At 59.8% G+C, this 25,148-nt stretch carries 24 protein-coding genes and 1 pseudogene; 7 read left to right on the top strand and 18 right to left on the bottom strand.

Annotated elements, in window-relative coordinates; all coding sequences use genetic code 11:
* The first annotated feature begins 67 nt into the window (after window positions 1-67).
* The 4 genes and pseudogenes from AC559G_RS03215 (at window position 68) to AC559G_RS03200 (ending at window position 1,194) form a co-directional block, all read left to right on the top strand.
* Entirely contained in the window at window positions 68-199 is a 132-nt protein-coding gene (locus tag AC559G_RS03215; RefSeq protein ID WP_498911286.1) for an RHS domain-containing protein, read from the top strand.
* Window positions 200-232: 33 nt separating this feature from the next.
* Window positions 233-367, top strand: a pseudogene (locus AC559G_RS03210) (RHS repeat-associated core domain-containing protein); the annotation flags it as partial.
* Between the two features lie 132 nt (window positions 368-499).
* Window positions 500-799: an HNH/endonuclease VII fold putative polymorphic toxin gene (locus tag AC559G_RS03205; RefSeq protein WP_498911284.1), complete on the top strand. Its 300-nt coding sequence runs from the start codon at window positions 500-502 to the stop codon at window positions 797-799.
* A gap of 11 nt (window positions 800-810) precedes the next feature.
* Window positions 811-1,194 carry an Imm50 family immunity protein gene (locus tag AC559G_RS03200; RefSeq protein ID WP_498911241.1) on the top strand — a complete coding sequence of 128 codons (384 nt, stop codon included), beginning with the start codon at window positions 811-813 and terminating at the stop codon, window positions 1,192-1,194.
* Window positions 1,195-1,310: 116 nt separating this feature from the next.
* Here the strand turns inward: AC559G_RS03200 and AC559G_RS03195 are convergent, their stop codons facing one another.
* The 7 genes from AC559G_RS03195 to fabB form a co-directional block, all read right to left on the bottom strand.
* Window positions 1,311-1,553: a SymE family type I addiction module toxin gene (locus tag AC559G_RS03195; protein ID WP_498911282.1), complete on the bottom strand. Its 243-nt coding sequence runs from the start codon at window positions 1,551-1,553 to the stop codon at window positions 1,311-1,313.
* Window positions 1,554-1,863: 310 nt separating this feature from the next.
* Entirely contained in the window at window positions 1,864-4,983 is a 3,120-nt protein-coding gene (locus tag AC559G_RS03190) for an efflux RND transporter permease subunit (protein WP_498911239.1), read from the bottom strand.
* Window positions 4,980-6,428: an efflux RND transporter periplasmic adaptor subunit gene (locus tag AC559G_RS03185; protein WP_498911237.1), complete on the bottom strand. Its 1,449-nt coding sequence runs from the start codon at window positions 6,426-6,428 to the stop codon at window positions 4,980-4,982. Before AC559G_RS03185 ends, AC559G_RS03190 begins: the two co-directional genes overlap by 4 nt.
* Window positions 6,425-7,684, bottom strand: coding sequence for a TolC family protein (locus AC559G_RS03180; protein WP_498911235.1), 1,260 nt, complete (start codon window positions 7,682-7,684; stop codon window positions 6,425-6,427). Before AC559G_RS03180 ends, AC559G_RS03185 begins: the two co-directional genes overlap by 4 nt.
* An 11-nt stretch (window positions 7,685-7,695) precedes the next feature.
* Window positions 7,696-8,004 (bottom strand): copper-binding protein, encoded by a 309-nt coding sequence (locus AC559G_RS03175; protein WP_462613991.1) that lies wholly within the window; start codon window positions 8,002-8,004, stop codon window positions 7,696-7,698.
* Between the two features lie 73 nt (window positions 8,005-8,077).
* The gene (locus AC559G_RS03170) at window positions 8,078-8,491 is read right to left on the bottom strand and encodes a hypothetical protein (protein WP_498911233.1); all 414 of its coding nucleotides are present in this window, start codon (window positions 8,489-8,491) and stop codon (window positions 8,078-8,080) included.
* Window positions 8,492-8,689: 198 nt separating this feature from the next.
* Window positions 8,690-9,907 carry a beta-ketoacyl-ACP synthase I gene (gene fabB / locus AC559G_RS03165; protein WP_279022628.1) on the bottom strand — a complete coding sequence of 406 codons (1,218 nt, stop codon included), beginning with the start codon at window positions 9,905-9,907 and terminating at the stop codon, window positions 8,690-8,692.
* Window positions 9,908-10,067: 160 nt separating this feature from the next.
* Here fabB and mnmC point away from each other — a divergent pair, with 160 nt between their 5' ends.
* Window positions 10,068-12,089: a bifunctional tRNA (5-methylaminomethyl-2-thiouridine)(34)-methyltransferase MnmD/FAD-dependent 5-carboxymethylaminomethyl-2-thiouridine(34) oxidoreductase MnmC gene (gene mnmC, locus AC559G_RS03160; RefSeq protein ID WP_498911230.1), complete on the top strand. Its 2,022-nt coding sequence runs from the start codon at window positions 10,068-10,070 to the stop codon at window positions 12,087-12,089.
* 204 nt (window positions 12,090-12,293) lie between these two features.
* Here the strand turns inward: mnmC and AC559G_RS03155 are convergent, their stop codons facing one another.
* The 6 genes from AC559G_RS03155 to prmB all read right to left on the bottom strand — a co-directional run bounded on the left by AC559G_RS03155 (window position 12,294) and on the right by prmB (window position 16,931).
* Window positions 12,294-12,575: a YfcL family protein gene (locus AC559G_RS03155; protein WP_498911228.1), complete on the bottom strand. Its 282-nt coding sequence runs from the start codon at window positions 12,573-12,575 to the stop codon at window positions 12,294-12,296.
* 21 nt (window positions 12,576-12,596) lie between these two features.
* Window positions 12,597-13,145 carry an elongation factor P hydroxylase gene (locus AC559G_RS03150; RefSeq protein ID WP_498911226.1) on the bottom strand — a complete coding sequence of 183 codons (549 nt, stop codon included), beginning with the start codon at window positions 13,143-13,145 and terminating at the stop codon, window positions 12,597-12,599.
* Between the two features lie 65 nt (window positions 13,146-13,210).
* On the bottom strand, window positions 13,211-14,011 hold the full coding sequence (locus tag AC559G_RS03145; protein ID WP_498911224.1) for a sulfite exporter TauE/SafE family protein: 801 nt from the start codon (window positions 14,009-14,011) through the stop codon (window positions 13,211-13,213).
* A gap of 3 nt (window positions 14,012-14,014) precedes the next feature.
* The gene (mepA, locus tag AC559G_RS03140) at window positions 14,015-14,842 is read right to left on the bottom strand and encodes a penicillin-insensitive murein endopeptidase (RefSeq protein ID WP_498911222.1); all 828 of its coding nucleotides are present in this window, start codon (window positions 14,840-14,842) and stop codon (window positions 14,015-14,017) included.
* A gap of 5 nt (window positions 14,843-14,847) precedes the next feature.
* Entirely contained in the window at window positions 14,848-15,933 is a 1,086-nt protein-coding gene (gene aroC / locus AC559G_RS03135) for a chorismate synthase (protein WP_462613997.1), read from the bottom strand.
* Between the two features lie 65 nt (window positions 15,934-15,998).
* Window positions 15,999-16,931 carry a 50S ribosomal protein L3 N(5)-glutamine methyltransferase gene (gene prmB / locus AC559G_RS03130; RefSeq protein ID WP_346082134.1) on the bottom strand — a complete coding sequence of 311 codons (933 nt, stop codon included), beginning with the start codon at window positions 16,929-16,931 and terminating at the stop codon, window positions 15,999-16,001.
* Between the two features lie 184 nt (window positions 16,932-17,115).
* Here prmB and smrB point away from each other — a divergent pair, with 184 nt between their 5' ends.
* Complete coding sequence (gene smrB / locus AC559G_RS03125; RefSeq protein WP_095847926.1) at window positions 17,116-17,646, top strand: endonuclease SmrB; 531 nt, start codon at window positions 17,116-17,118, stop codon at window positions 17,644-17,646.
* A gap of 100 nt (window positions 17,647-17,746) precedes the next feature.
* On the opposite strand, the gene sixA is transcribed toward smrB, so the two are convergent.
* The 4 genes from sixA to AC559G_RS03105 form a co-directional block, all read right to left on the bottom strand.
* Window positions 17,747-18,229 (bottom strand): phosphohistidine phosphatase SixA, encoded by a 483-nt coding sequence (gene sixA / locus AC559G_RS03120; protein WP_095847925.1) that lies wholly within the window; start codon window positions 18,227-18,229, stop codon window positions 17,747-17,749.
* A 370-nt stretch (window positions 18,230-18,599) separates the two neighbouring features.
* On the bottom strand, window positions 18,600-20,756 hold the full coding sequence (gene fadJ, locus AC559G_RS03115; RefSeq protein ID WP_498911280.1) for a fatty acid oxidation complex subunit alpha FadJ: 2,157 nt from the start codon (window positions 20,754-20,756) through the stop codon (window positions 18,600-18,602).
* On the bottom strand, window positions 20,756-22,066 hold the full coding sequence (gene fadI / locus AC559G_RS03110) for an acetyl-CoA C-acyltransferase FadI (RefSeq protein ID WP_498911219.1): 1,311 nt from the start codon (window positions 22,064-22,066) through the stop codon (window positions 20,756-20,758). Before fadI ends, fadJ begins: the two co-directional genes overlap by 1 nt.
* A gap of 205 nt (window positions 22,067-22,271) precedes the next feature.
* Window positions 22,272-22,568: a YfcZ/YiiS family protein gene (locus AC559G_RS03105; protein ID WP_498911217.1), complete on the bottom strand. Its 297-nt coding sequence runs from the start codon at window positions 22,566-22,568 to the stop codon at window positions 22,272-22,274.
* 393 nt (window positions 22,569-22,961) lie between these two features.
* Here AC559G_RS03105 and fadL point away from each other — a divergent pair, with 393 nt between their 5' ends.
* Window positions 22,962-24,290 carry a long-chain fatty acid transporter FadL gene (gene fadL, locus AC559G_RS03100; RefSeq protein WP_498911215.1) on the top strand — a complete coding sequence of 443 codons (1,329 nt, stop codon included), beginning with the start codon at window positions 22,962-22,964 and terminating at the stop codon, window positions 24,288-24,290.
* Window positions 24,291-24,385: 95 nt separating this feature from the next.
* Here fadL and mlaA read toward each other — a convergent pair whose 3' ends face one another.
* Window positions 24,386-25,144, bottom strand: coding sequence for a phospholipid-binding lipoprotein MlaA (mlaA, locus tag AC559G_RS03095; RefSeq protein ID WP_279022614.1), 759 nt, complete (start codon window positions 25,142-25,144; stop codon window positions 24,386-24,388).
* Between the last annotated feature and the right edge of the window lie 4 nt (window positions 25,145-25,148).

The raw sequence follows: 25,148 nt of genomic DNA, 5'->3' as shown, positions 1-25,148 counted from the left end.
GTGAACAAAGCAGCCGGCGCCCTGGGCAGCCACACGTTACCTTTATCAGGAAAACAGTTGGGAGCCGCTGGCGCGCGTCGACAGCATCGGCGACAGCAGCGAAGTCTACTACTGGTACCATACCGAGCTGAACGGCCTACCGACACGCATGACCGATGAGCACGGCAACCTGGTGTGGCAAGGGCAGTTTTCCGCCTGAGGCGAAACCCGCCGCGAGAGCACCCCACAGCCGTTGGCCCCCCCACAGAACCTGCGTTATCAGGGGCAATACCTTGACCGGGAAACCGGACTGCATTATAACCTGTTCAGGTACTACGACCCGCAGTGCGGCAGGTTTACGCAGCCGGATCCGATAGGGTTGGTGGGGGGACTGAACCTCTATCAGTATGCGCCAAATCCGCTGGGATGGGTTGATCCGCTAGGGTTGGCGAAGTGTAGTACACAATTCCCTTTGAGGAAGGCGGCATTTAGAGCAGCAAAGAGAGATGCTGGAATACCAATGAATCAGCAACCAGATAAAATATACAACCCTAAAACAGGATTTTATGGCGATCATAGAAATATTCCAATGACTGACTCTAATAAGGATTTTATTTTTGATGTAAATGGAAATAAAATTTGGACGACAGAGTATCAATTCACTAAAGCTGATGGTAGTGAAATTATTATCCAAGATCACTCAGTCGGTCATTTTTATCCGAATGGGGTAGGAAATCAAGGTGCTCATCTGAATGTTAGGCCTATTGAGAACATTCGAACTGGTTCCGTCCCTGGCACACTAGATCATTATAGTTTCTAAAGGGGTTGATTATGTATTGGAATGATCTTGAAGGTGCTATTATCTTAAACAAGGTTTTTTCAAAGCCAGTAGAAATCTCAGAGATAGATGTTTTTGATATTAAAATAGATAGAGAAGGTCCGTCAGTTATAATTACTTTTGATTTAGTTAATCAACTTCCAGATAACCCACCAGTTAAATGGGTAAAAGGTTATAATAGATGCAGATGTGGGATAAATTGCATCGGAATCAAGTCACTAAAGATAGACGGTGTTGATAAAAACATGTTGTCTAGTATATTTATAGACAAGAGTAATTCTCATAATGAAGTATCGATTAAAGGGAGTGGTTTTAATTTATATCTAATGTGCAGTCATATACAATTCATGGGGCCTTCTGTATATATTAGCCAGTAAAATAAAAGCCGGAAAATATTAATAACCTTCCGGCTTCATTTTATATGTTGCTCTGTCGATGTTACTTACTGATTCATTATCCCCGTCAAATCCAACCCGCCGGGAAAGCGGTTAAGTCAGTCGGCGGCGGCGCGTTCATCGAACGGTTCCCGGCTTAATCCTTCCAGATAGCGCCACAGCTCCCATAAATCCTGCACGGTGATGACGATGCAGCACGGCATGATGCCCAGCTTGAGCGGCTGCCCGGTGGTGAATCCGGCCTCGTTCAGCCACTTGCCGCTGACATTGATGGCGGGCATAGAGGTGTCGCCCCTGTTGAGTCGGTAGCCGACACGCTGATAGCGCTCCGGCTGAAAGATTTTAAAAACGGGATATCTGGGTAGAATGTATGGATGCGAATGTCATAGATAACATTAAATAAAAGCCGGAAGCGATCTTAACGATCCTTCCGGCTTTTTAATTACCGGTCAGTCACTGCCCGTAATCCCCGCCAGATCCAACCCACAGGGAAAGGCGCTCAGCCACTCGGCGGCGCGCGCTCGTCGAACGGGGCCTTGCTCAGCCCCGGCAACATGAACACAGTTCGCGGATATCCTGCGCGGTGATGAGGATGGTTAAATTTAACCCTGCCAGTTAGAGCGTGATAACCCGTGCCACGCCCTCACTCCGTTACCCCTGGCGATGCAACAACAGATACACCGCCGGGATCACCAGCATCGACAACAACGGCGCACTGATCATGCCGCCAATCATCGGCGCGGCGATGCGACGCATCACCTCGGAGCCGGCCCCATCCCCCCACATGATCGGCAACAGGCCGGCCATAATGGTGGCCACCGTCATCACCTTCGGCCGCACGCGCAATACCGCGCCTTCACGGATACCGGCTAGCACCTGTTCACGCGTTAACGGCTGCCCCGACAAGCGCTGACGCGCCAACGCCTGGTTCAGATACAGCACCATAATCACGCCGAATTCGGCGGCCACCCCGGCCAGCGCAATAAACCCAACCGCACCCGCCACCGAAAGATTATAGTTGAGTAGATACAGCAGCCACACGCCGCCAATCAATGCAAACGGCAACGTGGCGATAATCAGCAGCGCGTCGCGCACGTTGCTGAAAGTGATAAACAGCAGCACAAAAATAATCATCAACGTGACCGGCAGCACCACCTTCAATTGGGCACTGGCGCGTTCCAGGTATTCAAACTGCCCGGACCAACTCAGTGAAACGCCCGCCGGCAGTTGCACCTGCTGCGCCACCCGCTGTTGCATCTCTTCCACCGCCGAGCGCAAATCGCGCCCGCGCAGATCGACATAGATCCAGTTAGACAGCCGCGCGTTCTCACTCTTGAGCATCGGCGGCCCTTCGCTGATGCGGATATCCGCCAGCGCCGAAAGCGGCAACTGTGCACCGCTGGCGGTCACCACTGGCATCTCCCCCAGCGCGGCGAACGAATCGCGGATCTCACGCGGATAACGCACGTTGATCGGGTAACGCGCCCGGCCGTCAAACACTTCGCCAACGTTTTCCCCGCCGATCAAGGTTGCCACCATCGCCTGCAGTTCCTGCACCGTCACGCCATAGCGCGCGGCGCGCTGGCGATCGATGTCGATATCCACGTAGCGCCCGCCGGTAACACGCTCGGCCAGCGCCGAGGTCACCCCGGGCACCTGCTGGACGATTTGTTCGATCTGCCCAGCCACGCGTTCAATATCCGCCAGATTGTTGCCGTTAACCTTGATGCCCACCGGGCTTTTGATGCCGGTGGCCAGCATGTCCAGCCGGTTGCGGATTGGCGGCACCCACACATTGGCGATGCCAGGGACCTTCACCACACGATCCAGCTCCGCCACCAGCTTGTCCATGGTCATCCCCGGCCGCCACTGCTCGCGCGGCTTGAAACGAATGGTGGTTTCCAGCATGGTCAGCGGTGCCGGATCGGTAGCGGTTTCCGCACGCCCGGCCTTGCCGAACACGGTGTCCACCTCCGGCACCGTTTTGATCAGCCGATCGGTAATCTGCAGCAAGCGCCCGGCCTCGCGTGCCGAGATGCCCGGCAGCGTGGAAGGCATGTACAGCAGATCGCCCTCATCCAGCGGCGGCATAAATTCGCTGCCCAGTTGGCTAAGAGGATAAAACGTCAGCGCCAACAGCAGCGCGGAAATCCCCAACGTGGTTTTCGGCCGCGCCAATACCACCGCCAGCAGCGGCTGATACAGCCGAATCAGCCAACGGTTGATCGGGTTGGCATGTTCATCAGGAATACGCCCACGGATAAAATAGCCCATCAGCACCGGCACCAGCGTAATGCCAAGCCCGGCGGCCACCGCCATGGCATAGGTCTTGGTAAAGGCCAGCGGCGCAAACATGCGCCCTTCCTGCGCCTGCAGTGTAAAGACCGGAATAAACGACAGCGTGATGATCAGCAGGCTGCAAAACAGCGCTGGCCCCACCTCCACCGCCGCCTGCTCGGAAATGCGCCAATAATCGCCGCCGGCCGGCTGCCGGCCGGGATGATCGTGCCGCCACTGTTCCAACACCTTGTGCATGTTTTCGATCATCACAATCGCCGCATCCACCATCGCGCCAATGGCGATGGCAATACCGCCCAGCGACATGATATTGGCGTTCACCCCCTGGTAGTGCATCACCACAAAGGCGCCCAGGATGCCCAGCGGCAAAGTGACGAGCGCCACCAGCGCCGAGCGCAGGTGGAACAGAAACAAAGAACAGACCACCGCCACCACTAGGAACTCTTCCAGCAGCTTGTGCGACAGCGTTTCTATCGCGTGCTCAATCAGCTGCGAACGATCGTATACCGGCACGATCTCCACCCCCGCAGGCAGCGTATGCTGGATCTGCGCCAGCTTGGCCTTCAGCGCCTGGATGGTCGCCAACGCATTTTTGCCGTAGCGCATCACGATGATGCCGCCGGCCACTTCCCCCTCGCCGTTCAGCTCCGCCACGCCCCGGCGCAGTTCCGGCCCGAGACGCACTTCCGCCACTTGCGGCAGCATAATCGGCACACCGTCGCGCTCAGCCACCAGCACCTGGTCAAAATCCGCTAATTGCCGCAGATAGCCGGTGGTGCGCACCATATATTCGGCCTCGCCCATTTCCAACAGCGCGCCGCCGCCGGCCTGATTGGCGCGCTGCAACGCCTCAACCACCTGCTGCTGGGTAATGTTCAGCGCGCGCAGGCTTTGCGGATTAAGCACCACCTGGAACTGCCGCACCATGCCGCCAACGCTGGCCACTTCCGCCACGTCCGGCACGGTTTTCAGTTCAAACTTCAGCGTCCAGTCCTGCAGCGCGCGCAGATCGGCCAGGCTGAGTTTCCCGCTGCGATCCACCAGCGCATAGGTATAGATCCACCCCACGCCGGTGGCATCCGGCCCCAGTTCCACCTTCACCTGATCCGGCAATGCGGCCTGCACCTGGCTAAGGGATTCCAGCACGCGTGAACGGGCCCAGTAAGGATCGGTGCCGTCTTCAAACAAGATGTAGATATAGGCGTCGCCGAACATGGAAAAACCCCGCACCGTTTTCGCGCCCGGTACCGTCAGCAGCGTGGTGGTCAACGGATACGTCACCTGATCCTCAATCACCTGCGGCGCTTTGCCGGGGTAGCTGGCGCGCACGATCACCTGCACATCGGATAAATCCGGCAGCGCATCCAGCGGCGCTTTCTGCAATGCCCATATCCCCCAGCCGGCCAGCATCAGTGAAGCCAACAACACCAGCAGCCGGTTACGCAACGACCAACGAATCACTGAGGCGATCATAGGTGGCCTCCATGCTCTGCAGCTTGCGGCATTATCCGGCTGATATGCGGGCCGTTGTCATCCACGCTGAAAAAGAACCTCACCTTGCTGCCCACCGCCAAACCGGCCGGCAACCCGCCGGGCGGCAAAGCAAAGTCCATGGTCATCGCCGGCCATTGCAGCGCCGGCACCGGGCCGTGCGCCAGAGTGATGGCGCCGTCCGCCAGTGCCACAATAGTAGCTTCGGCCTGGTATTGGGCGGCGGGCGCGGTTTCCCCGGCCAACTGCGGCAATACGCTGCGCATGCTGGCTTCGGAGTCAATCAGGAATTGGCCGGAGGTCACCACCCGCTGCCCGGCCTGCAGGCCCTGTTTTATCTCGGCCCATCCGCCCTGCACACGCCCGGCCACCACGTCGGCCGGCGTAAAATGTCCGTCGCTTTCGGCCAGCAGCACCGTGGTGCGATCGCTGCGGCTGATTAACGCTTCCTGCGGCACGGCGAGTACCGGTTGCCGCTGCCCCGCGGGCGATAGCGTGGCCTGTAGAAACATGCCCGGCTGCAGTTTTTGCTGCGGGTTCGCCAATTCCACACGCGCCTGCGCCGTACGGGTCTGCGGATCTACGTTCGGCAACAGTTCGCTTATCCGCCCGTTAAAACGCTCGCCCGGCCAACTGGCCGCACTGGCCTGCACCGCATCGCCCGGCCGCACCTGCGCGCCCTGCGGGTAGTCGATCACCAGCCAAACCGGATCCAGCGCGGCAAGCTCGAACAGCGCCTGGCCCACGGCCACCTGCTGTCCTTCCCGTACCGACAGTTGATTAATAAAACCGCTGGCCGGCGCGTTAAGCGTCACCCGGGGCTGCGGTTTGCCGCTACGTTCCACCTGGCGGATCACCGCTTCCGGCATAAACACCAACTGCAGCCGTTGGCGGGCGGCGGCGGTTAATGGGCGATCCCCCAGTTGGCGAACCGCCAGGTACTCCTGCTGCGCGGCGCTCCATTCCGGGATCCACAGTTGCGCTAACGGCTGCCCCTGTTGCACCCGCTGCTGGTTGGCGCGCACGTACAGTTTCTCGATCTGGGCGTTGGCGCGGGCGGCGATCATCTGCACACCGCGCTCATCGGTCGCAATGCTGCCAACGGCGTTCAACGGCGCTTCAAGCACGCGCATCTGCGCCTGCTCGGTGCGCACCCCCAGATTTTGCTGCTGGCGCGCGCTGATAGTCACGCCCTCTTCCTGCGCGGCCCCATCGGCATAGCGCGGCACCAGTTGCATATCCATAAACGGCGATTTCCCCGGGCGATCGAAGCGTTGGCCGGGCACCATCGGATCGTACCAGTACAACACCTGGCGCTGCACTTCCCCGGCTGGAGCCGGCGCGTGCTCAGCGGCCAGCCAATAGCCGGCCAGACCGCCACTGGCCACTGCGGCCGACAATAATGTAAGACTTAAGCGTAGGTTCATTGCGCGGCCTCCTGTAGCGTGAGATAGCGGATCGCCGCCCAGATTTGCGCCAGTTCACGCGCCGTGCGCCCTGCTTCCAGACGGCTTTCCAGCAACGCCAGACGGGCTTCCAGCGGGCCGGCCAACGCACTCTGGCCGCTGCGGTACTGCGCCAACTGCAGCGCAACCCGCTGTTGCTGCAGCGGTATCACCTGCTGTTGCTGGCGCTGCCACTGCGCCAGCGTGGCCTGATACTGCGCCAGCAGCGTATCGAGCTGCGCCTGGTGATCGCGGATCAACTGCGCCAGACGATCGTTGGCTTCCAGCGTGCGGGAAATGTCCGCCGCGTAGTCTTTATCCTGGCGTTGGGCGGTGAACAACGGCAGATCGACGGTGAACATCACCCCAGCCATGTCTTCATAGCCATCGGCGCGCTTGCCGTAATACACCTCGATGCCTACGTCTGGAATCGCCGCCGCCTGCGACTGCGCCGAACGCGCCCGGGCCACATCCGCTTCGCGGCGGGCCTGCAGCACTTCCGGGTGTTGGGCAATGGCCTGCTGCAACACGCGGCTTTCCGCCGGCAGGCGCTCAAAGCGCGGCAACGGGCCTGTGACGCGCACCGCCGCATCGCCGGTAAGCTGAGTCAATCTGGCCTGCGCCACGGCGGTATCGCGTTGGGCTTCGCTGAGGCGATCCTGCATCGTCAGCAACGACAGGCGCGCCTCGATAAGCCCGCTGGCTGGGGCGCTGCCGCTTGCCACCCCTGCGCGCTGGGCGGCGATCTGGCGTTCGCTTTCCTGCACCAAGGCCCTGGCGTCTTGCCATGTCTGTTGGCTAAGCGCCAAATCAAGCCAGGCCTGCGCGGTTTGCTGGCGCAGTTGGCTGAGGATCACCACACTGCCGGCACCGGCCTGGCTGGCCTCGGCGCGCAGGGTTGCGGCCTTGCGCTGGCGTTTGCTGCTGCTGACGTAATCCTGCATGATGCCGACCCGCTCCATCGTCATACCTTCACGGGTAAAACGGCGGCCGTTGCCGCCCTGTACCGGCACGTTCTCGATACCGAACTTCAATTTGGGGTCGGGCAGTTGCATGGCCGCATCGGCCTGGTTATTCAGGGCGTTGATTTGATGTTGATTGGCCGAAAGCGCCGCCGAATGGCGCTCCGCGGCCGCCAGCGCCTGCGCCAGCGTTAACTCGGCGGCCAGTGCGCCGCTGGCCCAGCAGGCCAGCAGCAGCCCGCCCACCCGCAGCGGGTAAGAAAGATGTTTGTTCATGGTGGCTCCCGTTACCGCTGGCTGGCGTGGATCGCCGTCAATTGATAACCGCCGGCGACCTGGCGGAAGCTGAAATCCACCGGTGTGCCGGCCGGCAAGGGGCTAACCGGCGGCTGCGGCAACAGGAAGCTCATGGTCATCGGCGGCCAATTCAGCGCCGGGATCGCCTGGTGAGCAATCGACACCGCCTGCGGGCGCCAGGCTTTGATAACCCCCTGGGCATGAATTTCAGCGGATGAGGATGGCGCAAGCGCCGGGGCGGCTGGGGCCGCGACAGGGAACAACAGGAAAAGGGCCATAGCGGCCATCAGGTTACGCATAGTACAGACTCCGTAAAATAGTCAACAAACACCAAAACCGCCCGGCAATGCGGGCGAGCACAGGGGTGTTGGGCTATTCACGGAAGCAACAAAAAGCAATCTCTGCCGGTGGGCCGACGATCGGCGGCATCTGCCAGACCGGGCGGGCGCCGTGGTATTGCACCGGCGGGATCACCACCACCCGTTCGGTACCGGCAGGAAGCGCCGCCAACACCGGGCCAGAGTGATCCTGCTGGGCGTTGTCCGGCACGCAGTGTTTGCCGCACACCGGCTCTGCGGCCGCATGCCGTTCAGCCTCGGCCATACCTGCGTGCTGCATATGCTGCATCGCCGGCGCATCCAGCGTCACCTGCAGGTGGCAAGCGTGGCTGGCGAGCGCCAATTGCGTATTCAGCAGCAGCCAAACGGCCACCCACAGCCAGGCGGCCGGCTTCTTCACCAGGCCGGCGTAATGCGTGGATAATAATCTGCTGATCCTGGCTGACATGCTGATATTCCGCTCAACGTAACAGCGCGAGTATAACGGTGGGATTGTGGTGCAGAAACGGGATTTACATCAACTGACAAAGCCAGCCCGGCATTCAGCAATATGCGGTAACCATGTTGATTTAAATCAAAAAAATAGAAGAAAGGTAAAAAAACGGGCGCGGCAAGCCGCACCCGATTGATCGCATACCCGGCAGGATTATGCCTGGTATTTACGCAGCGTCAGCGTCGCGTTGGTGCCGCCGAAGCCGAAGCCGTTGGTCATCACGGTGGTCAGTTCACGTTTGGTCGGTTCAGTGATGATGTTCATCCCTTCCGCACGCTCATCCAGCGTTTCAATATTGATGCTCGGGGCAATAAAGCCGTGCTCCAGCATCAACAGGGTGTAGATGGTTTCCTGCACGCCAGCGGCGCCCAGCGAGTGGCCGGTCATCGCCTTGGTGGCAGAGAGCGCCGGCACGTTGTCGCCGAACACTTCACGGATCGCGCCCAGTTCTTTCACATCGCCAACCGGCGTAGAGGTGCCGTGCGTATTGATGTAATCGATCGGCGTATCAACGCCTTGCATCGCCATCTTCATGCAGCGCACTGCGCCTTCGCCCGACGGCGCAACCATGTCGGCACCGTCAGAGGTGGCGCCGTAGCCAACCACTTCGGCAAAGATGTGCGCGCCGCGCGCCAGCGCATGTTCCAGCTCTTCCACGACCACCATACCGCCGCCGCCGGCGATGACGAAGCCGTCACGGTTGGCGTCATAGGTACGGGACGCTTTTTCCGGCGTATCGTTGTATTTGGTGGACAGCGCGCCCATCGCATCGAACTCACAGGCCATTTCCCAGGTCAGCTCTTCGCCGCCGCCGGCAAATACGATGTCCTGTTTGCCCATCTGGATTTGTTCAACCGCGTTGCCGATGCAGTGTGCGGAAGTCGCACAGGCGGAACTGATGGAGTAGTTAACGCCGTTGATTTTAAACGGCGTGGCCAGGCAGGCGGAAACGCTGGAAGCCATCGCTTTGGTCACCACGTAAGGGCCAACGGCTTTCAGACCGCGCGGGCTGCGCATGGCGTCAGCGCCGAACACCTGAAAACGGGCAGAACCGCCAGAACCGGCGATCAGGCCAACGCGCGGATTATTTTGGTAAACGTCTTCCGTCAGGCCGGCAGAAGCGATGGCTTCTTGCATGGACAGGTATGCGTAAATGGATGCGTCGCTCATGAAACGCACCACCTTGCGGTCGATGAGGCCGGTCGTATCCAGTTTTACGTTGCCCCATACGTGACTACGCATGCCGGAATCTTTCAGTTCCTGGGAGAAAGTGATCCCAGAACGTCCTTCCTGCAGGCTCGCCAGGACCTCCTGCTGGTTGTTACCAATGCTGGAGACGATGCCCAGGCCAGTAATCACTGCACGTTTCATTCAATACCTCTTCCACAATTATTACATTCGGGATTTCGTCACGCACTTTAGCGTACAGTTGTAAGCCGAACAAGTCCGATCAGCGTGATTCTTGTCTGATTTGCACCGGGAGGGCGCTGCAGCTAGAATCCCGTCACCCCTTGAGCTATGAGCAACCGCCGTGAATCACGCCCCCATCCAAACCGCCGCATTAACCTGGAATGAACAGGGTACACCTGTTTCGCAACAGTTCGATGACGTCTATTTTTCCAATCAGGATGGGCTGGAGGAAACCCGCTACGTTTTTTTAGGCGGCAACCGGTTGCCGCAGCGTTTTGCAGAGCACCCGCGCCCACTGTTTGTGGTGGCGGAGACCGGATTCGGCACCGGGCTAAATTTTTTAACCTTGTGGCAGGCGTTCGACGCCTTTCGGGCGCAAAGCCCGCAAGCCCGGCTGCAACGCCTGCATTTTGTCAGCTTTGAAAAATTCCCACTGCAGTTGGCCGATCTGGCGGCGGCGCATGCGCGCTGGCCGGAGCTGGCGCCCTTCGCCGAGGCGCTGCGCGCCAACTGGCCGTTGCCGCTGCCCGGCTGCCATCGGCTGCTGCTGGATGGTGGGCGCGTCACGCTGGATTTATGGTTTGGCGACGTCAACGCCCTGCTGCCCACGCTCGATCACAGCATGAACCAACAGATTGACGCCTGGTTCCTCGACGGTTTCGCCCCGGCGAAAAACCCCGACATGTGGAGCCCGGCACTGTTTAGCGCCATGGCGCGTCTGGCACGCCCGCAGGGGAGCTTCGCCACCTTCACCGCCGCCGGCTTTGTGCGCCGGGACCTGCAGCAGGCCGGATTCACGGTAGAAAAATGCAAAGGGTTCGGCCAAAAGCGGGAAATGCTCACCGGCTGGATGCCGGCCGATGCGCAGCCCGCCGCCAATCCCACGCCCTGGTTCCATCGCCCGGCGGCGCACACGCCTGAAGACGTTGCCATTGTCGGCGGCGGCATCGCCAGCGCCCTCATCGCCCTGGCATTACAGCGGCGCGGCGCCCACGTCACGCTCTACTGCGCCGACGGGCAACCCGCAGAAGGCGCATCCGGCAACCGCCAGGGGGCGTTGTACCCTTTGTTGAACGGCCGCAATGATGCCCTGGAGCGTTTCTTTTGCGCCGCCTTCCCCTTTGCCCGCCGGCTATATGATGCGTTAGAGCAGCAGGGCGTCGCGTTCGCTCACCAGTGGTGCGGCGTCAGCCAACTGGCCTATGACGAAAAAAGCGCCGGTAAAATCGAGCGAATACTGGCCGCCCTCTGGCCGCCGGAACTGGCGCAGGCGGCCGATCGGCACGCACTAAGTGCACTTTGCGGCGTCGACAGCGGCTTTGGCGGCGCCCACTACCCACTGGGCGGTTGGCTGTGCCCGGCCGAGTTGACGCGCAGCGCCGTCACGCTGGCGCAAAGCCAGGGGCTGGTCTGCCGCTATCAACACCGCCTCACTACGCTGGAACAGGACGCGCAGGGCTGGCGGTTGGGGTTTGCCGATGGCGCCCCCCAGCGGCACGCCACGGTGGTTCTGGCCTGTGGCCACGCCTTGGCGGCGCTGGCGCAAAGCGCCGCGTTGCCGGTGTATGCCGTCCGCGGCCAGGTTTCCCATATCCCCACGACGCCAGCGCTGGGCAAGCTGAAACAGGTGCTGTGTTACGACGGCTATCTAACGCCTGTAAACCCTGCGAATCAACAGCACTGTATCGGCGCCAGCTACCAGCGCAGCGATACCGCCACCGACTATCGGGAAGAGGAACAGCAGGAAAACCGGCAGCGTTTGTTGCGTTGCCTGCCGGAGCAGGATTGGCCGCAGCAGGTGGATGTCAGCAGCGGCCAGGCGCGCTGCGGGGTGCGCAGCGCAACGCGCGACCATTTGCCGATGATCGGCGCCGTACCGGACTATGCCGCTACGCTGGATGTTTATCAAGATTTGCCGCGGCAACACCAACGTGGTGAAACGGTAGCCGATGCGCCGGTTTATCCGAATCTGTTTATTCTGGGCGCGTTGGGCGCCCGCGGGCTTTGCTCTGCCCCACTGGCCGCGGAAATGCTGGCGGCGCAGATCTTCGGTGAGCCCTTGCCCGCCGATGCCGAAATGCTGGCGGCGCTGAACCCCAACCGAATGTGGGTACGCAAACTGCTGAAGGGGAAAGCGGTTTAACTTCTCCCCTCACCCCGGCCCTCTCCCCGAGGGAGAGGGAGCAGTACGTGCACCGGTGATAAAACGCCCCTCACCCCCCCCCTCTCCCCGAGGGAGAGGGAGCAGTATGTGCACCGGTGTGGGTGAAGGGATAACGGAAACGGCAAACGGCGGCGGACGATCCCCTCTCCCGGCGGGAGAGGGTTAGGGTGAGGGCGAAAAAAATCAGGCGGTGGGCAGTGCCTTTTGGTACAAATTCTCCCACATCCCCAGCACCAAGATCTGATCCGGCGGGGAAAGCTCACCGGCGCGGATGGCTTTATCCAGGCTGTGCTGCACACGGGCCTTCAGTGCTTCGGCCGTATGCTCACCGCTTTCTTCCACTTCCGCCACCGCCAGCGTCAAATGACCGCGCAGGTAGCCACCGGCAAACAGTTCATCATCGCTGGCGTGTTCTACCATGTCATCAATCAGCGCCAGAATGCACGCTTCAAATTCTGCGATCATCAAGTTTCCTCTTAAACTCATTCAGTTGAGATCTTCCGGATAGGGGAAGTGCTCCGCCGTTAACGGGGGCGTATTGTAAAACGATTGTAGCGCCTGAATAAAGCGCGCAGGCCGTGTGGGTATCCCCTGCTCCAGCAGTTCCAGCACCCTGGCGCGCACTTTACGCTGGAAAGCGATGCGATCCGGCTCGCAATCCCCGTTCAGGTTGTCGCAGCTGACGTTGAACGGAAAGCCCGCCGCCACGCAGAACATCCACTCCAGCGCCTGCGGCTTGATCTCCACCGCTTCAAATTCGCTTTGCGTCTGGGCGTCGCGCCCGTCCGGGCAGTACCAGTAACCAAAATCCACCAGCGTCCGGCGTTGTTCGCCGGCGATGCACCAGTGGGAAATCTCATGCATACCGCTGGCGTAAAAACCGTGGGCGAAGACGATGCGGTTATAGGGCACCACGTCGTCCGCCGGCAGGTAGATCGGCTCATCATCGCCTTTTACCAGGCGCGTATTGTAATCACCGCTGAAACACTGATTGAAGATGTCGATCAGTTGGGTGTAATGATGCTTTTCGGCCATAGAAAAACCTGAATAACCCTAAAAATAAGGCGGCAATTATTTCATCTTGCCGCCCGTTTCGCCTATTAAAAATGCACGGCCAGCCACTGCATGATTTCTGCGCCGTGGTTATCGTAAAGCAACTTCAGGCTCATCAGCAGCGAAACCACCACGATCATCGGCCGGATCAGCTTTTGGCCGCGGGTCAATACCATGTGTGCGCCAAGGCGCGCGCCCAACACCTGCCCCACCAACATCACCAGGCCCATGCTCCACACCACCTTTCCGCCGATGATAAACAACATCAGGCCGCCAAAGTTGGAGGTGAAGTTCAGCACTTTGGCATACGCGGTGGATTTCGCCAGGTTAAAACCGCACAGCGTAACGTAGGCCAGGGCATAAAACGAGCCGGCGCCGGGGCCGAAGAAACCGTCGTAGAAACCGACGCAGCCGCCGGCAACCAGCCCGAACGGCAGCGCGCTCAGGCGCCGCTGACGATCGCTCTCCCCCAGCCGCGGGGTGAACAGGAAGTACAGGCCGATACCGATAATCAGCAGCGGCAGCATCTGGCGCAGCAGATCGGCTCGCATATGCTGCACCAGCAGCGCACCAATAACCGAACCCAGCAACGTCAGCGCAATCGTCAGCTTCTGATCGTGCAGATCCACCGCGCGGCGGCGGATAAAATACAGGCTGGCGGAAAGGGAGCCGCCAACCGATTGCAGCTTGTTGGTGGCCAACGCCTGCGCCGGCGGCACGCCGACGGCCAGCAACGCCGGCACGGTCAGCAAACCGCCGCCGCCCGCAATCGAATCGATAAACCCAGCCAATAACGCCACAGCAAACAAGATCCCGAGCAGCCCGGGACCTGCAATAAGCCAATCCATGAATTATTCCGCAGTGAAATGATTATCCAACAACGCCTGGCAAGCAGGCGGCAAAGGCGGCGGTACGGGTTTACCGGGCTTTGCGCTCGGCAGATGCGGTTTAAACCAGCTGGCCAATTCAGCGCCACAGCCATCGCCTGCCGGCGGCGCATCCTGCTCCTTGCACTCCAGGCTGCCCGCCGGGCAGCGCAAGCGCACGTGCATGTGCGCACGATGGCCAAACCACGGCCGCACCTTTTGCAGCCAGGCGCGATCGCTGCCGGCATCTTCACACAGGCGCTGCTTGATCGCCGGATTGACAAAAATACGCGTGACCTCGTGATCCTGCGCCGCCAGCTTGATCAATTGGCCCACCTGCGGCTGCCACTGGCGCTCCACTACGCGCTTGCCGTCGGCGGAAACCAGATCGATCGGCTGCGGCTTCAGCAGTTGCTGCTGCGACCAGCGCTGGCGCGGCAATTGCAGCCAGATATCCACGTCCAGCCCCGACTGGTGGCTGGCGTGGCCGCTGCTAAAGCGCCCGCCGGCCGGCATCGCCATGTCGCCGATCAGGACGGTGCCCAGCGCATTCTGCCCGGCCTCGCTGCCCAGGCGTTGAATAAACGCCAGCAGATCCGGGTGGCCGAAATAACGGCGTTGGTCGGTACGCATCACCTGATAATCCGCCGCTTCCAGCGGCAGCGGCTGCGCGCCAATCAGGCAGCCATTAGAGAAGCCACCGATGGCCTGCGGCGCACCGGCGACCGGGTGATCGATCTTCTGCCACGGCGTGAGCGCCATCGCAGACGCCGAGGCCAGCAGCGCAGCAAGGCCGAACATGATGTTTTTCATGGCGGCTACCAACGCGGAACCGGGGAAGCCACATCACCGTTTTGCGCACGCTGGCGCAGCAGGTGATCCATCAGCACGATCGCCATCATCGCCTCGGCGATCGGCACCGCGCGGATGCCAACGCAGGGATCGTGGCGGCCGCGGGTGATCATTTCCACCGCTTCGCCCTGGCGATTGATCGTGCGCCCGGGCACCGTAATGCTGGAGGTCGGTTTCAGCGCCAGATGGGCGATCACCGGCTGGCCGCTGCTGATACCGCCCAGAATGCCGCCTGCATGGTTGCTCTGGAAGCCCTGCGGGGTGATTTCATCGCGGTTTTCACTGCCACGCTTGGTGACCACGGCAAAACCATCGCCGATTTCTACGCCTTTCACCGCATTGATGCTCATCAGCGCATGGGCCAGATCGGCATCAAGGCGATCGAACACCGGCTCGCCAAGCCCGACCGGCACGTTTTCAGCCACCACGCTGACCTTCGCGCCAATCGAATCCCCTTCTTTCTTCAGGGCGCGCATCAGTTCATCCAGCGCTTCCAGCTTGGCGGGATCCGGGCAAAAGAAGGGGTTCTGCTCAACCTGTTCCCAGTCTTTCAGTTCACAGTGAACGTCCCCCATCTGCGCCAGGTAGCCGCGCACGGACACGCCAAACTTCTGCGCCAGGTATTTTTTGGCGATCGCCCCTGCGGCCACACGCATCGCGGTTTCACGCGCCGAGGAACGGCCGCCGCCGCGGTAATCGCGCACGCCGTATTTTTGCTCATAGGTATAATCGGCATGCCCCGGGCGGAACAGATCCTTAATCGCGCCGTAATCCTGCGAGCGCTGATCGGTGTTTTCAATGATCAGGCCAATGCTGGTGCCGGTCGTTACCCCCTCGAACACCCCGGAAAGAATACGCACCTGGTCCGGCTCGCGGCGTTGGGTGGTATAGCGGGAAGTGCCTGGGCGGCGGCGATCCAAATCGTGTTGTAAGTCGGCTTCCGTCAATGGGATGCCCGGCGGCACGCCATCGACGATACATCCCAGCGCCACACCGTGGGATTCACCAAAAGTGGTGACGCGGAAGATTTGCCCAATACTGTTCCCTGCCATCACGGCTCCTTTTACCGTTGATTATTATCGTTATCAGGCCCGGCGCTGCGGGCCTGGTGAGTACATTAGTTGCGGTACGCGCTAAAATGCGCTTCACAGCCGACCAGTTGCTGTTTGGTCAGCATGAACACACCGTCACCGCCGTTTTCGAACTCCAGCCAGGTGAACGGAATATCCGGATACTGTTCCATAACATGTACCATGCTGTTGCCGACTTCACAAATCAGCACGCCGTCGTCGCTGAGGAAATCCGGCGCGCAGGCCAGAATGCGGCGCACCAGATCCAGGCCATCGTGGCCGGCGGCCAGGCCCAGTTCCGGCTCAAAGCGGAATTCCTGCGGCAGATCGGACATATCTTCAGCGTCGACGTACGGCGGGTTGGTGACGATCAGATCGTATTGGATCGCCGGCACATCGCGGAACAGATCGGATCGAATCGGGATCACCTGCTGTTCAACGCCATGCGCCTGTATGTTGCGTTCGGTCACCGCCAGCGCGTCGCTGGAAATGTCCACCGCGTCCACTTCGGCTTCCGGGAACGCGTAGCTGCAGGCGATGGCGATGCAGCCGCTGCCGGTGCACATATCCAGAATATGCCGCGGAGCATGCGGCACCAGGCCGCTGAAACGCGCGTTGATCAATTCGCCGATCGGTGAACGCGGCACCAGCACGCGTTCATCCACGTAGAACTCCATGCCGCAGAACCAGGCTTTATTGGTCAGGTAGGCGACCGGGATACGCTCGTTGACGCGGCGAATCACACGCTCAACGATACGGTGGCGCTCGCTGGAGGTCAGGCGGGCGGTATGCATGTCTTCCGGAATATCAAGCGGCAGGTACAGGCTGGGCAACACCAGCTGCACCGCTTCGTCCCATGGATTGTCGGTGCCATGCCCATAATAGATAGCGGCGGCGTTAAAGCGGCTTACGGTCCAGCGCAGCATATCCTGGATGGTGTGCAGTTCACTGACTGCTTCATCGACGAAAATTTTGTCCAATTTGCCCTCCGGCAGGCATGATAATCACTCTATAGCCGCATAGTTTGCCATGAAGCCGGCGACAAATCAGCAGCAATAGTCGCACGCTGCCGTTGCTGCGGGGGGAAGCCGGCAGTTTTGCGTCGACAGAACATGGCAAGACGGTAAACTATCCGCTTAAACGACGATATCCGGTGAAGAAATAATGAAAAATAAACCCTCTCTGAGCAAAGATGAAGTACAGCTTTTCAGGGAATCGGTGGCCGGCGCAAGAACACTGCGGCAGGATACCATTGTCCACCCCAAGCCAAAGGCCAGGTTCCGGCAGGCGGCCCCGCAGCGCCTGCTGCAGGAGCAGGTTGATGCCAGCTTTTATTTTTCCGATGAATTTCAGCCGCTGCTTGATGAAGACGGCCCGGCACGCTATGTGCGCCCGGGTTACAGCCATTTTGAGCTGAAAAAGCTGCGCCGCGGGGATTATGTGCCGGATTTGTTCCTGGATCTGCATGGGCTGACGCAAAAACAAGCCAAGCAGGAGCTGGGGGCGCTGCTGGCGGCCTGCCAGCGCGAACATGTGCACTGCGCCTGCGTGATGCACGGCCACGGCAAGCATATTCTCAAACAGCAAACGCCACTGTGGCTGGCACAGCATCCGGCCGTGCTGGCGTTCCATCAGGCACCGAAAGAATGGGGCGGCAATGCAGCCATTCTGATTTTGGTCGATCTGGCCGATTAAAAAACACCAAGGGCGATGCCATGCATCGCCCTTGCGGTTGACCGGGTGATGACGGGCTTTGGACGCAACGACGGCACCACGACCTATTGCAGGACACAGCCTAGGCTTTTACCGTCAATTGCGACGGCGCAACCTGCCATTCAAAGCTTCCGGCGCTGCCATCGGCGGCCAGTTCAACATCCGCAATGGCCGAAGTGGCGAACATAGGCGCGGATTCACCCGGGCACAGTTCCGCCACCAGGTAACCCACCAGCGGCAGGTGAGAGATAACCAACACGGCTCCTACCCCTTCTTTTGCCAGAGCCTGCAGATAACAGCTCACCAGGCCCGCGTCGCCGCCGGGAGTCAGTTCCGGCAGCACTTCAGCGCCTTCAGGCAGAGGCAACGCTTCACGCACCGCTTCCAGAGTTTGCTGTGCCCGCAGGTAAGGGCTGACCAGCACCCGTTCAATATCCACCGGCTTGGTGCTTAACCAGGCCGCCATTTGGCGTGAATCATCACGACCGCCGGTAGTTAAAGGCCTTACCGAATCGCTGGCGGCATCGAGTTCTGCCGCTCCGTGACGCATGATCAAAACTTGCATATTGCACCGCTGTTGTTAGCCAAAAAACGCTATACCCGCCATCGTGTAAGTTACAGGCGTGTGGGCTGCACTTGGGCTATTAGGGTATAACAGAAACGCCGCGCGCACTTACCGCATCGCAGGATTTCCCCCAACGATAACGCACCGTCTCTTGTGATGACCGGGCATTTTGCCTGAAAGTTCCGGTAAAAGAAAACGCTGTTTTTTACATCAGCGGCAACGGCCGCAGAATTTCCGGCGTATATGCTCCTCATTCAACAGCTTAATATTTAATCTTCAACGAGATGAATTTTATTGATAACCACAGCGCCACGCCCCACCGTTGATCATTGCACGCACCGCCGACGCACTGCCGGCCGCATGCGGCCTTTTACGGATAGAAGCGCGTGCCCTGCTGCGCCATCTGCTGCAAGCGTTCGCAGGGCGCGAAATGCTCACCGTACTGTTGCTGCAGATGGGCCAGAATTTTCACCACCTTCGCCGCCCCTAAGCGATCGATGTAGCGGAACGGACCACCGAGGAACGGCGGGAAACCAATGCCGAACACCGCGCCGATATCCCCGTCGCGCGCACTGCGCACCACGCCTTCATCCAGGCAGCGAACCGCCTCATTGAGCATCATCATCACGCAGCGCTGGGCGATCAACGCATGGGGGATATGCGCCTTCGGCGTGATGCCCAGAAGGGTATAAACGCGCTCGTCAACCCGCTTGCGCCACCGCCAGCGCGCTTTCCCCGTGGGGTAAAGATAAAAGCCGCGGCCGTTCTTGCGCCCTTTGCGCCCGTCTTTATGCAGCGCATCAAATGCCGCCGGCGCGGCAAAGCGCGGCCCAAGTTCAGCCTCCAGCACCGGGATAATCTTGGTGCCCACGTCAATGCCCACTTCGTCCAGCAGCGTTATCGGGCCAACCGGGAAACCAAAATCCACCAGCGCCCGATCCAGCGATTCGATCGGCTCCCCCGCCAGCAGGCAACGCGCCGCTTCATTGATATAGGGCGCCAAAATACGGTTGACGTAGAAACCGGCGCGATCGGCCACCACGATCGCGGTTTTCCCTTGTTTGTGCGCCAGCGCCACCGCGGTGGCGATCGTTTCATCGCTGGTGCCGGCATGGGGGATCACCTCCACCAGCGGCATTTTTTCCACCGGGCTGAAGTAATGCAGGCCGATCACCTGCTGCGGCCGCACCGCGTTGGCAGCGATCTGGGCAATCGGCAGCGATGAGGTATTAGACGCGAAGACCGTGTGCGGCGCCGCATGCTGTTCAACTTCGGCCACCATCCGCTGCTTGAGCGCCAGTTCCTCAAACACCGCTTCAATAACGATATCCACCTGTTCAAAGCCGCACCAGTTGGTTGCGCCGGAAATCAGCATCATCTGTTTTTGCCGCTGCGCCGGGCGCAGGCGTTTACTGTGCACCCGTTTACCCAGCACGTTCCAGGTATATTGCAAAGCGCGATTAATCCCCTGCGTATCAACGTCTTTAATGCGCACCGGCAGTTCGCCGCGGGTGGCTGTAACGCAGGCAATGCCGCCGCCCATCAGGCCGCCGCCAAGGATGCCGACACGGCGCAGCGGATGCGGTTGCGCTTCGCTGCCGCGCGCCTTTTTCAGCGCCGTCGCGGCAAAGAACAGGCTACGCAACGCCGCCGACTGCGGCGACATCGCCAGCTCACCAAACGCCAGGGCTTCCGCTTCGTAACCGCTGCGGCAGCCGCTATCAAGCCCGGTTCTGACCACCTGGATGATACGTTCCGCCGCCGGGTAGTTGCCGCGCGTTTTTTCCCGCGTTTTGCGCCGCACGATGCTGAACAGCAAGCTGCGGCCCAGCGGCCCGTTCAACAACCGCTCGCGCCATGGCAGCCGCCGCTGCGCGCGCCAGCCTTGTTTAACCTGTTCCACCGCCGTCTGCAGCAGGATCGCCTGCGGCACGGCATCGTCCACCAGCCCGCTGCGCAACGCCTGGCGGGCACGCAGGTGTTTGCCGGTCAACATCATATCCAGCGCCCGGCTGGCGCCCACCAGACGCGGCAACCGTTGGGTGCCGCCAGAACCGGGCAGCAACCCCAGTTGCACTTCCGGCAACCCCAACACGGTTTTATCATCCAGCGAACAAACGCGGCTATGGCAGGCGAGCGCCAGTTCCAACCCGCCGCCCAGACAGGCACCGTGGATAGCTGCCACCACCGGCACCGGGAACGCCGCAATTTGCGCCAGGGTGCTCTGGCCTTTTTTCGCCAGCGTTTGTGCCGCCTCGCGGCTGGCGCAGGCGGCAATCATGCTGATATCCGCGCCGGCGATAAACGAATCCGGCTTGCCGGAGATAATCACCAGCCCTTCCAGCGCGGCAATCTGCTGCGCCTTCAGCAGCACGGCATTTATCTGCTCGGCAAACTCCGCCTTGAGGGTATTCACCTTTTCATCCGGCACATCGATGGTGATCACCCCAATGTTGTCTGGGCGCAGCGTGAATTGGAACGCCGAAGGTTTGGCGCGCTGTTCGTGCAGTGCGTTTTCCGTGCGCATCATGCCGCCTCCACCACCATTGCCGCCCCTAGCCCGCCCGCGGCGCAGGCCGTTGCCAGCCCCAGCCCACCGCCACGGCGTTTCAGCTCATGCAGCGTTTGCGTCACCATGCGCGCGCCGGTGGCGGCGAACGGATGACCATAGGCGATCGAACCACCCAGCACGTTGAATTTATCCATATCCACCTCGCCTATTGCCTGCGCCAGACCCAGTTTCTCACGGGCAAACGTGGGGCTGGCGAACATTTTCAGGTTGGCCAGCGTCTGGGCGGCAAAGGCTTCATGCATGTCAATCAGAGCCAGATCTGCCAGCGTGATACCGGCACGCGCCAACGCCAGCGGTGTGGCATAGGACGGGCCCAGCAGCATATCCTGCCGGACGTCGATCGCCGTGAATGCATAGCTGCGCAGATAACCCAGCGGCGCCAGCCCCAGTTCCCTGGCACGCGTCTCACTCATCATCAGCACGGCCGCCGCGCCGTCGGTCAGCGGCGTGCTGTTAGCGGCAGTCACGCTGCCATGCTGACGATCGAACGCTGGTTTTAGCCTGGCGTAGGCCGCAAGGCTGGAGTCTTTGCGGATGTTGTTGTCTTCGGCAAGCGCGGTGTTGTAAGGCGGCACATAGGCGGTCATCACTTCATCAAGCAGCAGCCCCTGCGCCCAGGCGTGGGCGGCCAGCGTGTGGGAACGGTGCGCCAACGCGTCTTGCTCTTCGCGGCCGATCGCATAGGTTTTGGCCATTTGCTCCGCGGTATCGCCCATGCGCAAACCGGTGGAGTATTCCGCCACCGCAGGCGGCACCGGCAGCAGATCGCGCAGTTTCAGTTTGCTAAATAGCTTCAGGCGCCCCGCCAACGTTCGCGCCTTGCTGGCATCCACCAGCGTGCGCGCCAACGCTTTACTGACGCCGATAGGCAACACCGAGGACGAATCCGCACCGCCGGCGATGCCAATGCTGATATTGCCGGCGATGATGCTTTCGGCCACGTTGGCAATCGCCTGGAAGCTGGTGGCGCAGGCGCGTGAAACGCTGTATGCATCGGTATGCACGCTCATCCCGGTGCCGAGCACGATTTCACGCGCTATGTTGGGCGCCTCTGGCATTTGCACCACCTGGCCAAACACCAGTTGTTCAATAAGCCGCGGATCAATCCCGCTGCGCGCCAGCAGTTCACTGACAGCCATCTTGCCCAGATCCATCGCGGGAATGCCGTGATAGGCCGTCGCCTGTTTGGCAAAGGGCGTGCGCAGGCCGTTTACAATCGCAATGCGGTCACCCTGGCGGGTCAGCAGCGGCAATGCCTTACTCATCGGTGAAGCTCCTGAAAAAGAGAACGTCAGCACCATGGGTAACGAGAAGAGGTCTGACCTGATCGAAGGTCATTGTTAACCAAATATTTACATTTGGCAAACCGGCAAAAGTGAAAACTGCGAGCGGGAGCAACTTTCTAACCGGGAGAGGGGGAGCGGGAAGGAAGATGCGCGGGCAGCCCGCGCATGGCAGTACGTGTCGCGCTTAACGCAGGCCGAGTTGGAAAATCAAGGTTTCTGCCTGGCAGGCAAAGGTGAAATCGACGTCGAGCTGCACGCCGCCGTCAACCGGCTTGACGCTGCTGTTAATCGCGCAGGGTTCTGATTCCACGGCGCGCGCTTTTTCAGACAGCGCCGCCAGGGTGGTTTCCGCCTCCTGCTGGTTGGTGAACACGCGGCTGTAGGAAGCGGTGCAATCGGTGTTGTCCATTACGGTGCCGACATCCACACAGCAGCATGCTGCGGTTTCCTGTGCACTGCATTTGTTAATTGCATCTGACATAGGGCTATCTCCTCACGCGGGGCGCCGGGCCCCGATTGCCAATAATGATCTGGCGCAAAAACACAAAAATCTGCTGATTATTTTACCCTCACTGCCGACTAATCACTAGCACTTACTTTTTTTGGGTGTTTTAAGTGATGGATATCACAAATAAAAATCAGCAGTTGCTATCAGAGGGTAAGAATTTTGTTATTTTGCGCAGTTTTTTGTTAGGCGGATCTCCTTTCTAAGATCAAATCATTAATTTTCTATAAACAAATTTGCAACATCACCGGAAGCCAACCCTATAATTCAGCAACTGGTCAGATTTGTTGGGATGCTTACGAACCCTACAATCCGCGCTCCTTTGTTACCCGGTGTAACAATAGCTATCATAATAAACACAATGAGGTTTTGGTCATGAGCCAGAAAAACCTGTTCACTAAATCAGCGCTCGCAGCTGCAGTGGCGATGATGACTTCAAACGTATATGCCGCTGGGTTCCAGCTGAACGAGTTTTCCGCCGTTGGTTTGGGGCGCGCGTATTCTGGCGAAGGCGCAATGGCGGATACCGCCGCCTCGGCCAGCCGTAACCCGGCCACCATGATGATGTTCGATCGCCCGGTGTTCTCCATCGGCGCGATATTCATCGATCCGGACGTGGATATCTCCGGGCGTTCACCTTCAGGCGCCAGCCTGGATGCAAAAAATATCGCCCCCACCGCCTGGGTACCAAACCTGCATTACATTCACCCGATCAACGATCAATGGGCGGTGGGCGGTTCGATCACCAGCAACTACGGCCTGGCCACCGAGTTTAACAGCGGCTATGCCGCCGGCGCCTACGGCGGCACGACCGATCTGGAAACCCTGAACCTGAACCTGAGCGCCGCCTACCGCCTGAACCAACACCTTAGTTTTGGCCTGGGCTTTGATGCGGTGTATGCCCGCGCCAAAATCGAGCGCTACGCCGGCGATCTGCCTCAGTTGGCGGTGGCCTCCGGCCAGGTGCCGGCGGCCTACGCCGGCGCAGTGGGCAGCCTGCCGGCAGATACCCAGATCGCCCATTTGAAAGGCGATAAATGGGGCTACGGCTGGAACGCCGGCATTCTGTACGAAGTGGACGATAACAACCGCTACGGCTTCACCTACCGTTCGGAAGTGAAAATTGACTTCGACGGCGATTACAGCAGCAACCTGCCGCCGGCGCTGAACCAGATCACCCAGGCCATGGGGCTGCCGTACGGTACCGGCGGTAACACGATCCCCGGCTCGCTGACGCTGAATTTGCCGGAAATGTGGGAAGTGTCGGGTTATAACAAAGTGGCGCCCAAATGGGCGGTGCACTATAGCCTGGCCTACACCAGTTGGAGCCAATTCCAGGAGTTGAAGGCCACCGGCAGTAACGGCCAGACGCTGTTCCAGAAACATGAAGGCTTCCGCGATGCCTACCGCATTGCTCTCGGCACCACCTACTACTACGACGATACCTGGACCTTCCGTACCGGTATCGCCTTCGATGACAGCCCGGTGCCGGCAGAAAACCGTTCCATTTCAATCCCGGATCAGGATCGCCTCTGGCTGAGCGCAGGCACCACCTATGCCATCAGTAAGGATGCCTCGGTAGACGTGGGCGTATCCTATATGCGCGGCCAGAAAGTCTCCATCACGGAAGGCCCTTATACCTTCCAGTCCAAAGGCCGGGCCTGGCTGTACGGCGCCAACTTCAACTACAGTTTCTGATCGCCAATGCCTGCCGCCCTGCTGTCTGGGGCTTAAGCCAAAAAAAGGGCGCTGTGACAGCGCCCTTTTTGTCCCTACCGCCGGCCAGAATGGCATTAGTTGGCTGAATCGATATCGTCCAGATCGCCCTGAATCGCCTTGGCGTTCGGGTTTTCTTCCGGCTTCAGCACGCCGCCGTTGGCAATAAAGTCATGACGTTGGAAATAGGCTTCGCGCACCATCAGGTAAGGATCGGACGAATTGCGCAGCAGCCCATCGGAATCCAGCAACTGAGCGCGGCTTTCGATACCTTCGACCACCCATTTACCCGCCGACATCCAGAAGGTCAGATAGCTCAACACCGGATAGACGGTATCGGCATAGTCGCCGGCGTCTTCACGCAGGGTAAAGCTGCCGTAGCCCGGCAACATCACGTAGGGGCCGTAACCCACGCCGTAGTGGCCAAGCGTACTGCCGAAACGGTTGGGCTCTTCCCGCGCCAGTTTTGGGTTCGCCATGCCGGCCACGTCAATCAGGCCACCCATCCCCAGAATGGTGTTCAGGAAGAAACGGTTGAAGTGGATCATCCCGCGATAGGGATCGCCTTTAAGGAAGGCGTTGACCATACTGGCCGGTTCTTCCAGGTTAGAGGTGAAATTACTTAAACCGTTGCGCGCCGGCATCGGCACATAATCGCGCCACGCCACCGCAACCGGCCGCAGAACATAAGGATCCAACACGTTGTAGTTGAAATTAAACATCGTGCGGTTGAACCCTTCCAGAGGATCAGAACGCCCTTGTGGATCATTGGGAGTGCTGGCGCACCCCACAAGCAGCACCGAGGCAAAAACCAGCCCTGTCAGGCGAAAATTCATATTT

This window comes from Gibbsiella greigii, from assembly GCF_039540155.1.
Lineage (GTDB): Bacteria > Pseudomonadota > Gammaproteobacteria > Enterobacterales > Enterobacteriaceae > Gibbsiella > Gibbsiella quercinecans.
Note: the sequence above shows the minus strand (reverse complement) of the source record. Positions and strands in the feature narration are given on the sequence as shown.

Excerpts from the sequence above, each read along its gene's own strand:
- AC559G_RS03205 (WP_498911284.1), top strand. The coding sequence starts at position 500 with ATGAATCAGCAACCAGATAAAATATACAACCCTAAAACAGGATTTTAT.
- AC559G_RS03200 (WP_498911241.1), top strand. The coding sequence starts at position 811 with ATGTATTGGAATGATCTTGAAGGTGCTATTATCTTAAACAAGGTTTTT.
- AC559G_RS03190 (WP_498911239.1), bottom strand. The coding sequence starts at position 4,983 with ATGATCGCCTCAGTGATTCGTTGGTCGTTGCGTAACCGGCTGCTGGTG.
- AC559G_RS03185 (WP_498911237.1), bottom strand. The coding sequence starts at position 6,428 with ATGAACCTACGCTTAAGTCTTACATTATTGTCGGCCGCAGTGGCCAGT.
- AC559G_RS03180 (WP_498911235.1), bottom strand. The coding sequence starts at position 7,684 with ATGAACAAACATCTTTCTTACCCGCTGCGGGTGGGCGGGCTGCTGCTG.
- AC559G_RS03175 (WP_462613991.1), bottom strand. The coding sequence starts at position 8,004 with ATGCGTAACCTGATGGCCGCTATGGCCCTTTTCCTGTTGTTCCCTGTC.
- AC559G_RS03170 (WP_498911233.1), bottom strand. The coding sequence starts at position 8,491 with ATGTCAGCCAGGATCAGCAGATTATTATCCACGCATTACGCCGGCCTG.
- fabB (WP_279022628.1), bottom strand. The coding sequence starts at position 9,907 with ATGAAACGTGCAGTGATTACTGGCCTGGGCATCGTCTCCAGCATTGGT.
- AC559G_RS03155 (WP_498911228.1), bottom strand. The coding sequence starts at position 12,575 with ATGATCGCAGAATTTGAAGCGTGCATTCTGGCGCTGATTGATGACATG.
- AC559G_RS03150 (WP_498911226.1), bottom strand. The coding sequence starts at position 13,145 with ATGGCCGAAAAGCATCATTACACCCAACTGATCGACATCTTCAATCAG.
- AC559G_RS03145 (WP_498911224.1), bottom strand. The coding sequence starts at position 14,011 with ATGGATTGGCTTATTGCAGGTCCCGGGCTGCTCGGGATCTTGTTTGCT.
- mepA (WP_498911222.1), bottom strand. The coding sequence starts at position 14,842 with ATGAAAAACATCATGTTCGGCCTTGCTGCGCTGCTGGCCTCGGCGTCT.
- aroC (WP_462613997.1), bottom strand. The coding sequence starts at position 15,933 with ATGGCAGGGAACAGTATTGGGCAAATCTTCCGCGTCACCACTTTTGGT.
- smrB (WP_095847926.1), top strand. The coding sequence starts at position 17,116 with ATGAAAAATAAACCCTCTCTGAGCAAAGATGAAGTACAGCTTTTCAGG.
- sixA (WP_095847925.1), bottom strand. The coding sequence starts at position 18,229 with ATGCAAGTTTTGATCATGCGTCACGGAGCGGCAGAACTCGATGCCGCC.
- fadJ (WP_498911280.1), bottom strand. The coding sequence starts at position 20,756 with ATGCGCACGGAAAACGCACTGCACGAACAGCGCGCCAAACCTTCGGCG.
- fadI (WP_498911219.1), bottom strand. The coding sequence starts at position 22,066 with ATGAGTAAGGCATTGCCGCTGCTGACCCGCCAGGGTGACCGCATTGCG.
- AC559G_RS03105 (WP_498911217.1), bottom strand. The coding sequence starts at position 22,568 with ATGTCAGATGCAATTAACAAATGCAGTGCACAGGAAACCGCAGCATGC.
- mlaA (WP_279022614.1), bottom strand. The coding sequence starts at position 25,144 with ATGAATTTTCGCCTGACAGGGCTGGTTTTTGCCTCGGTGCTGCTTGTG.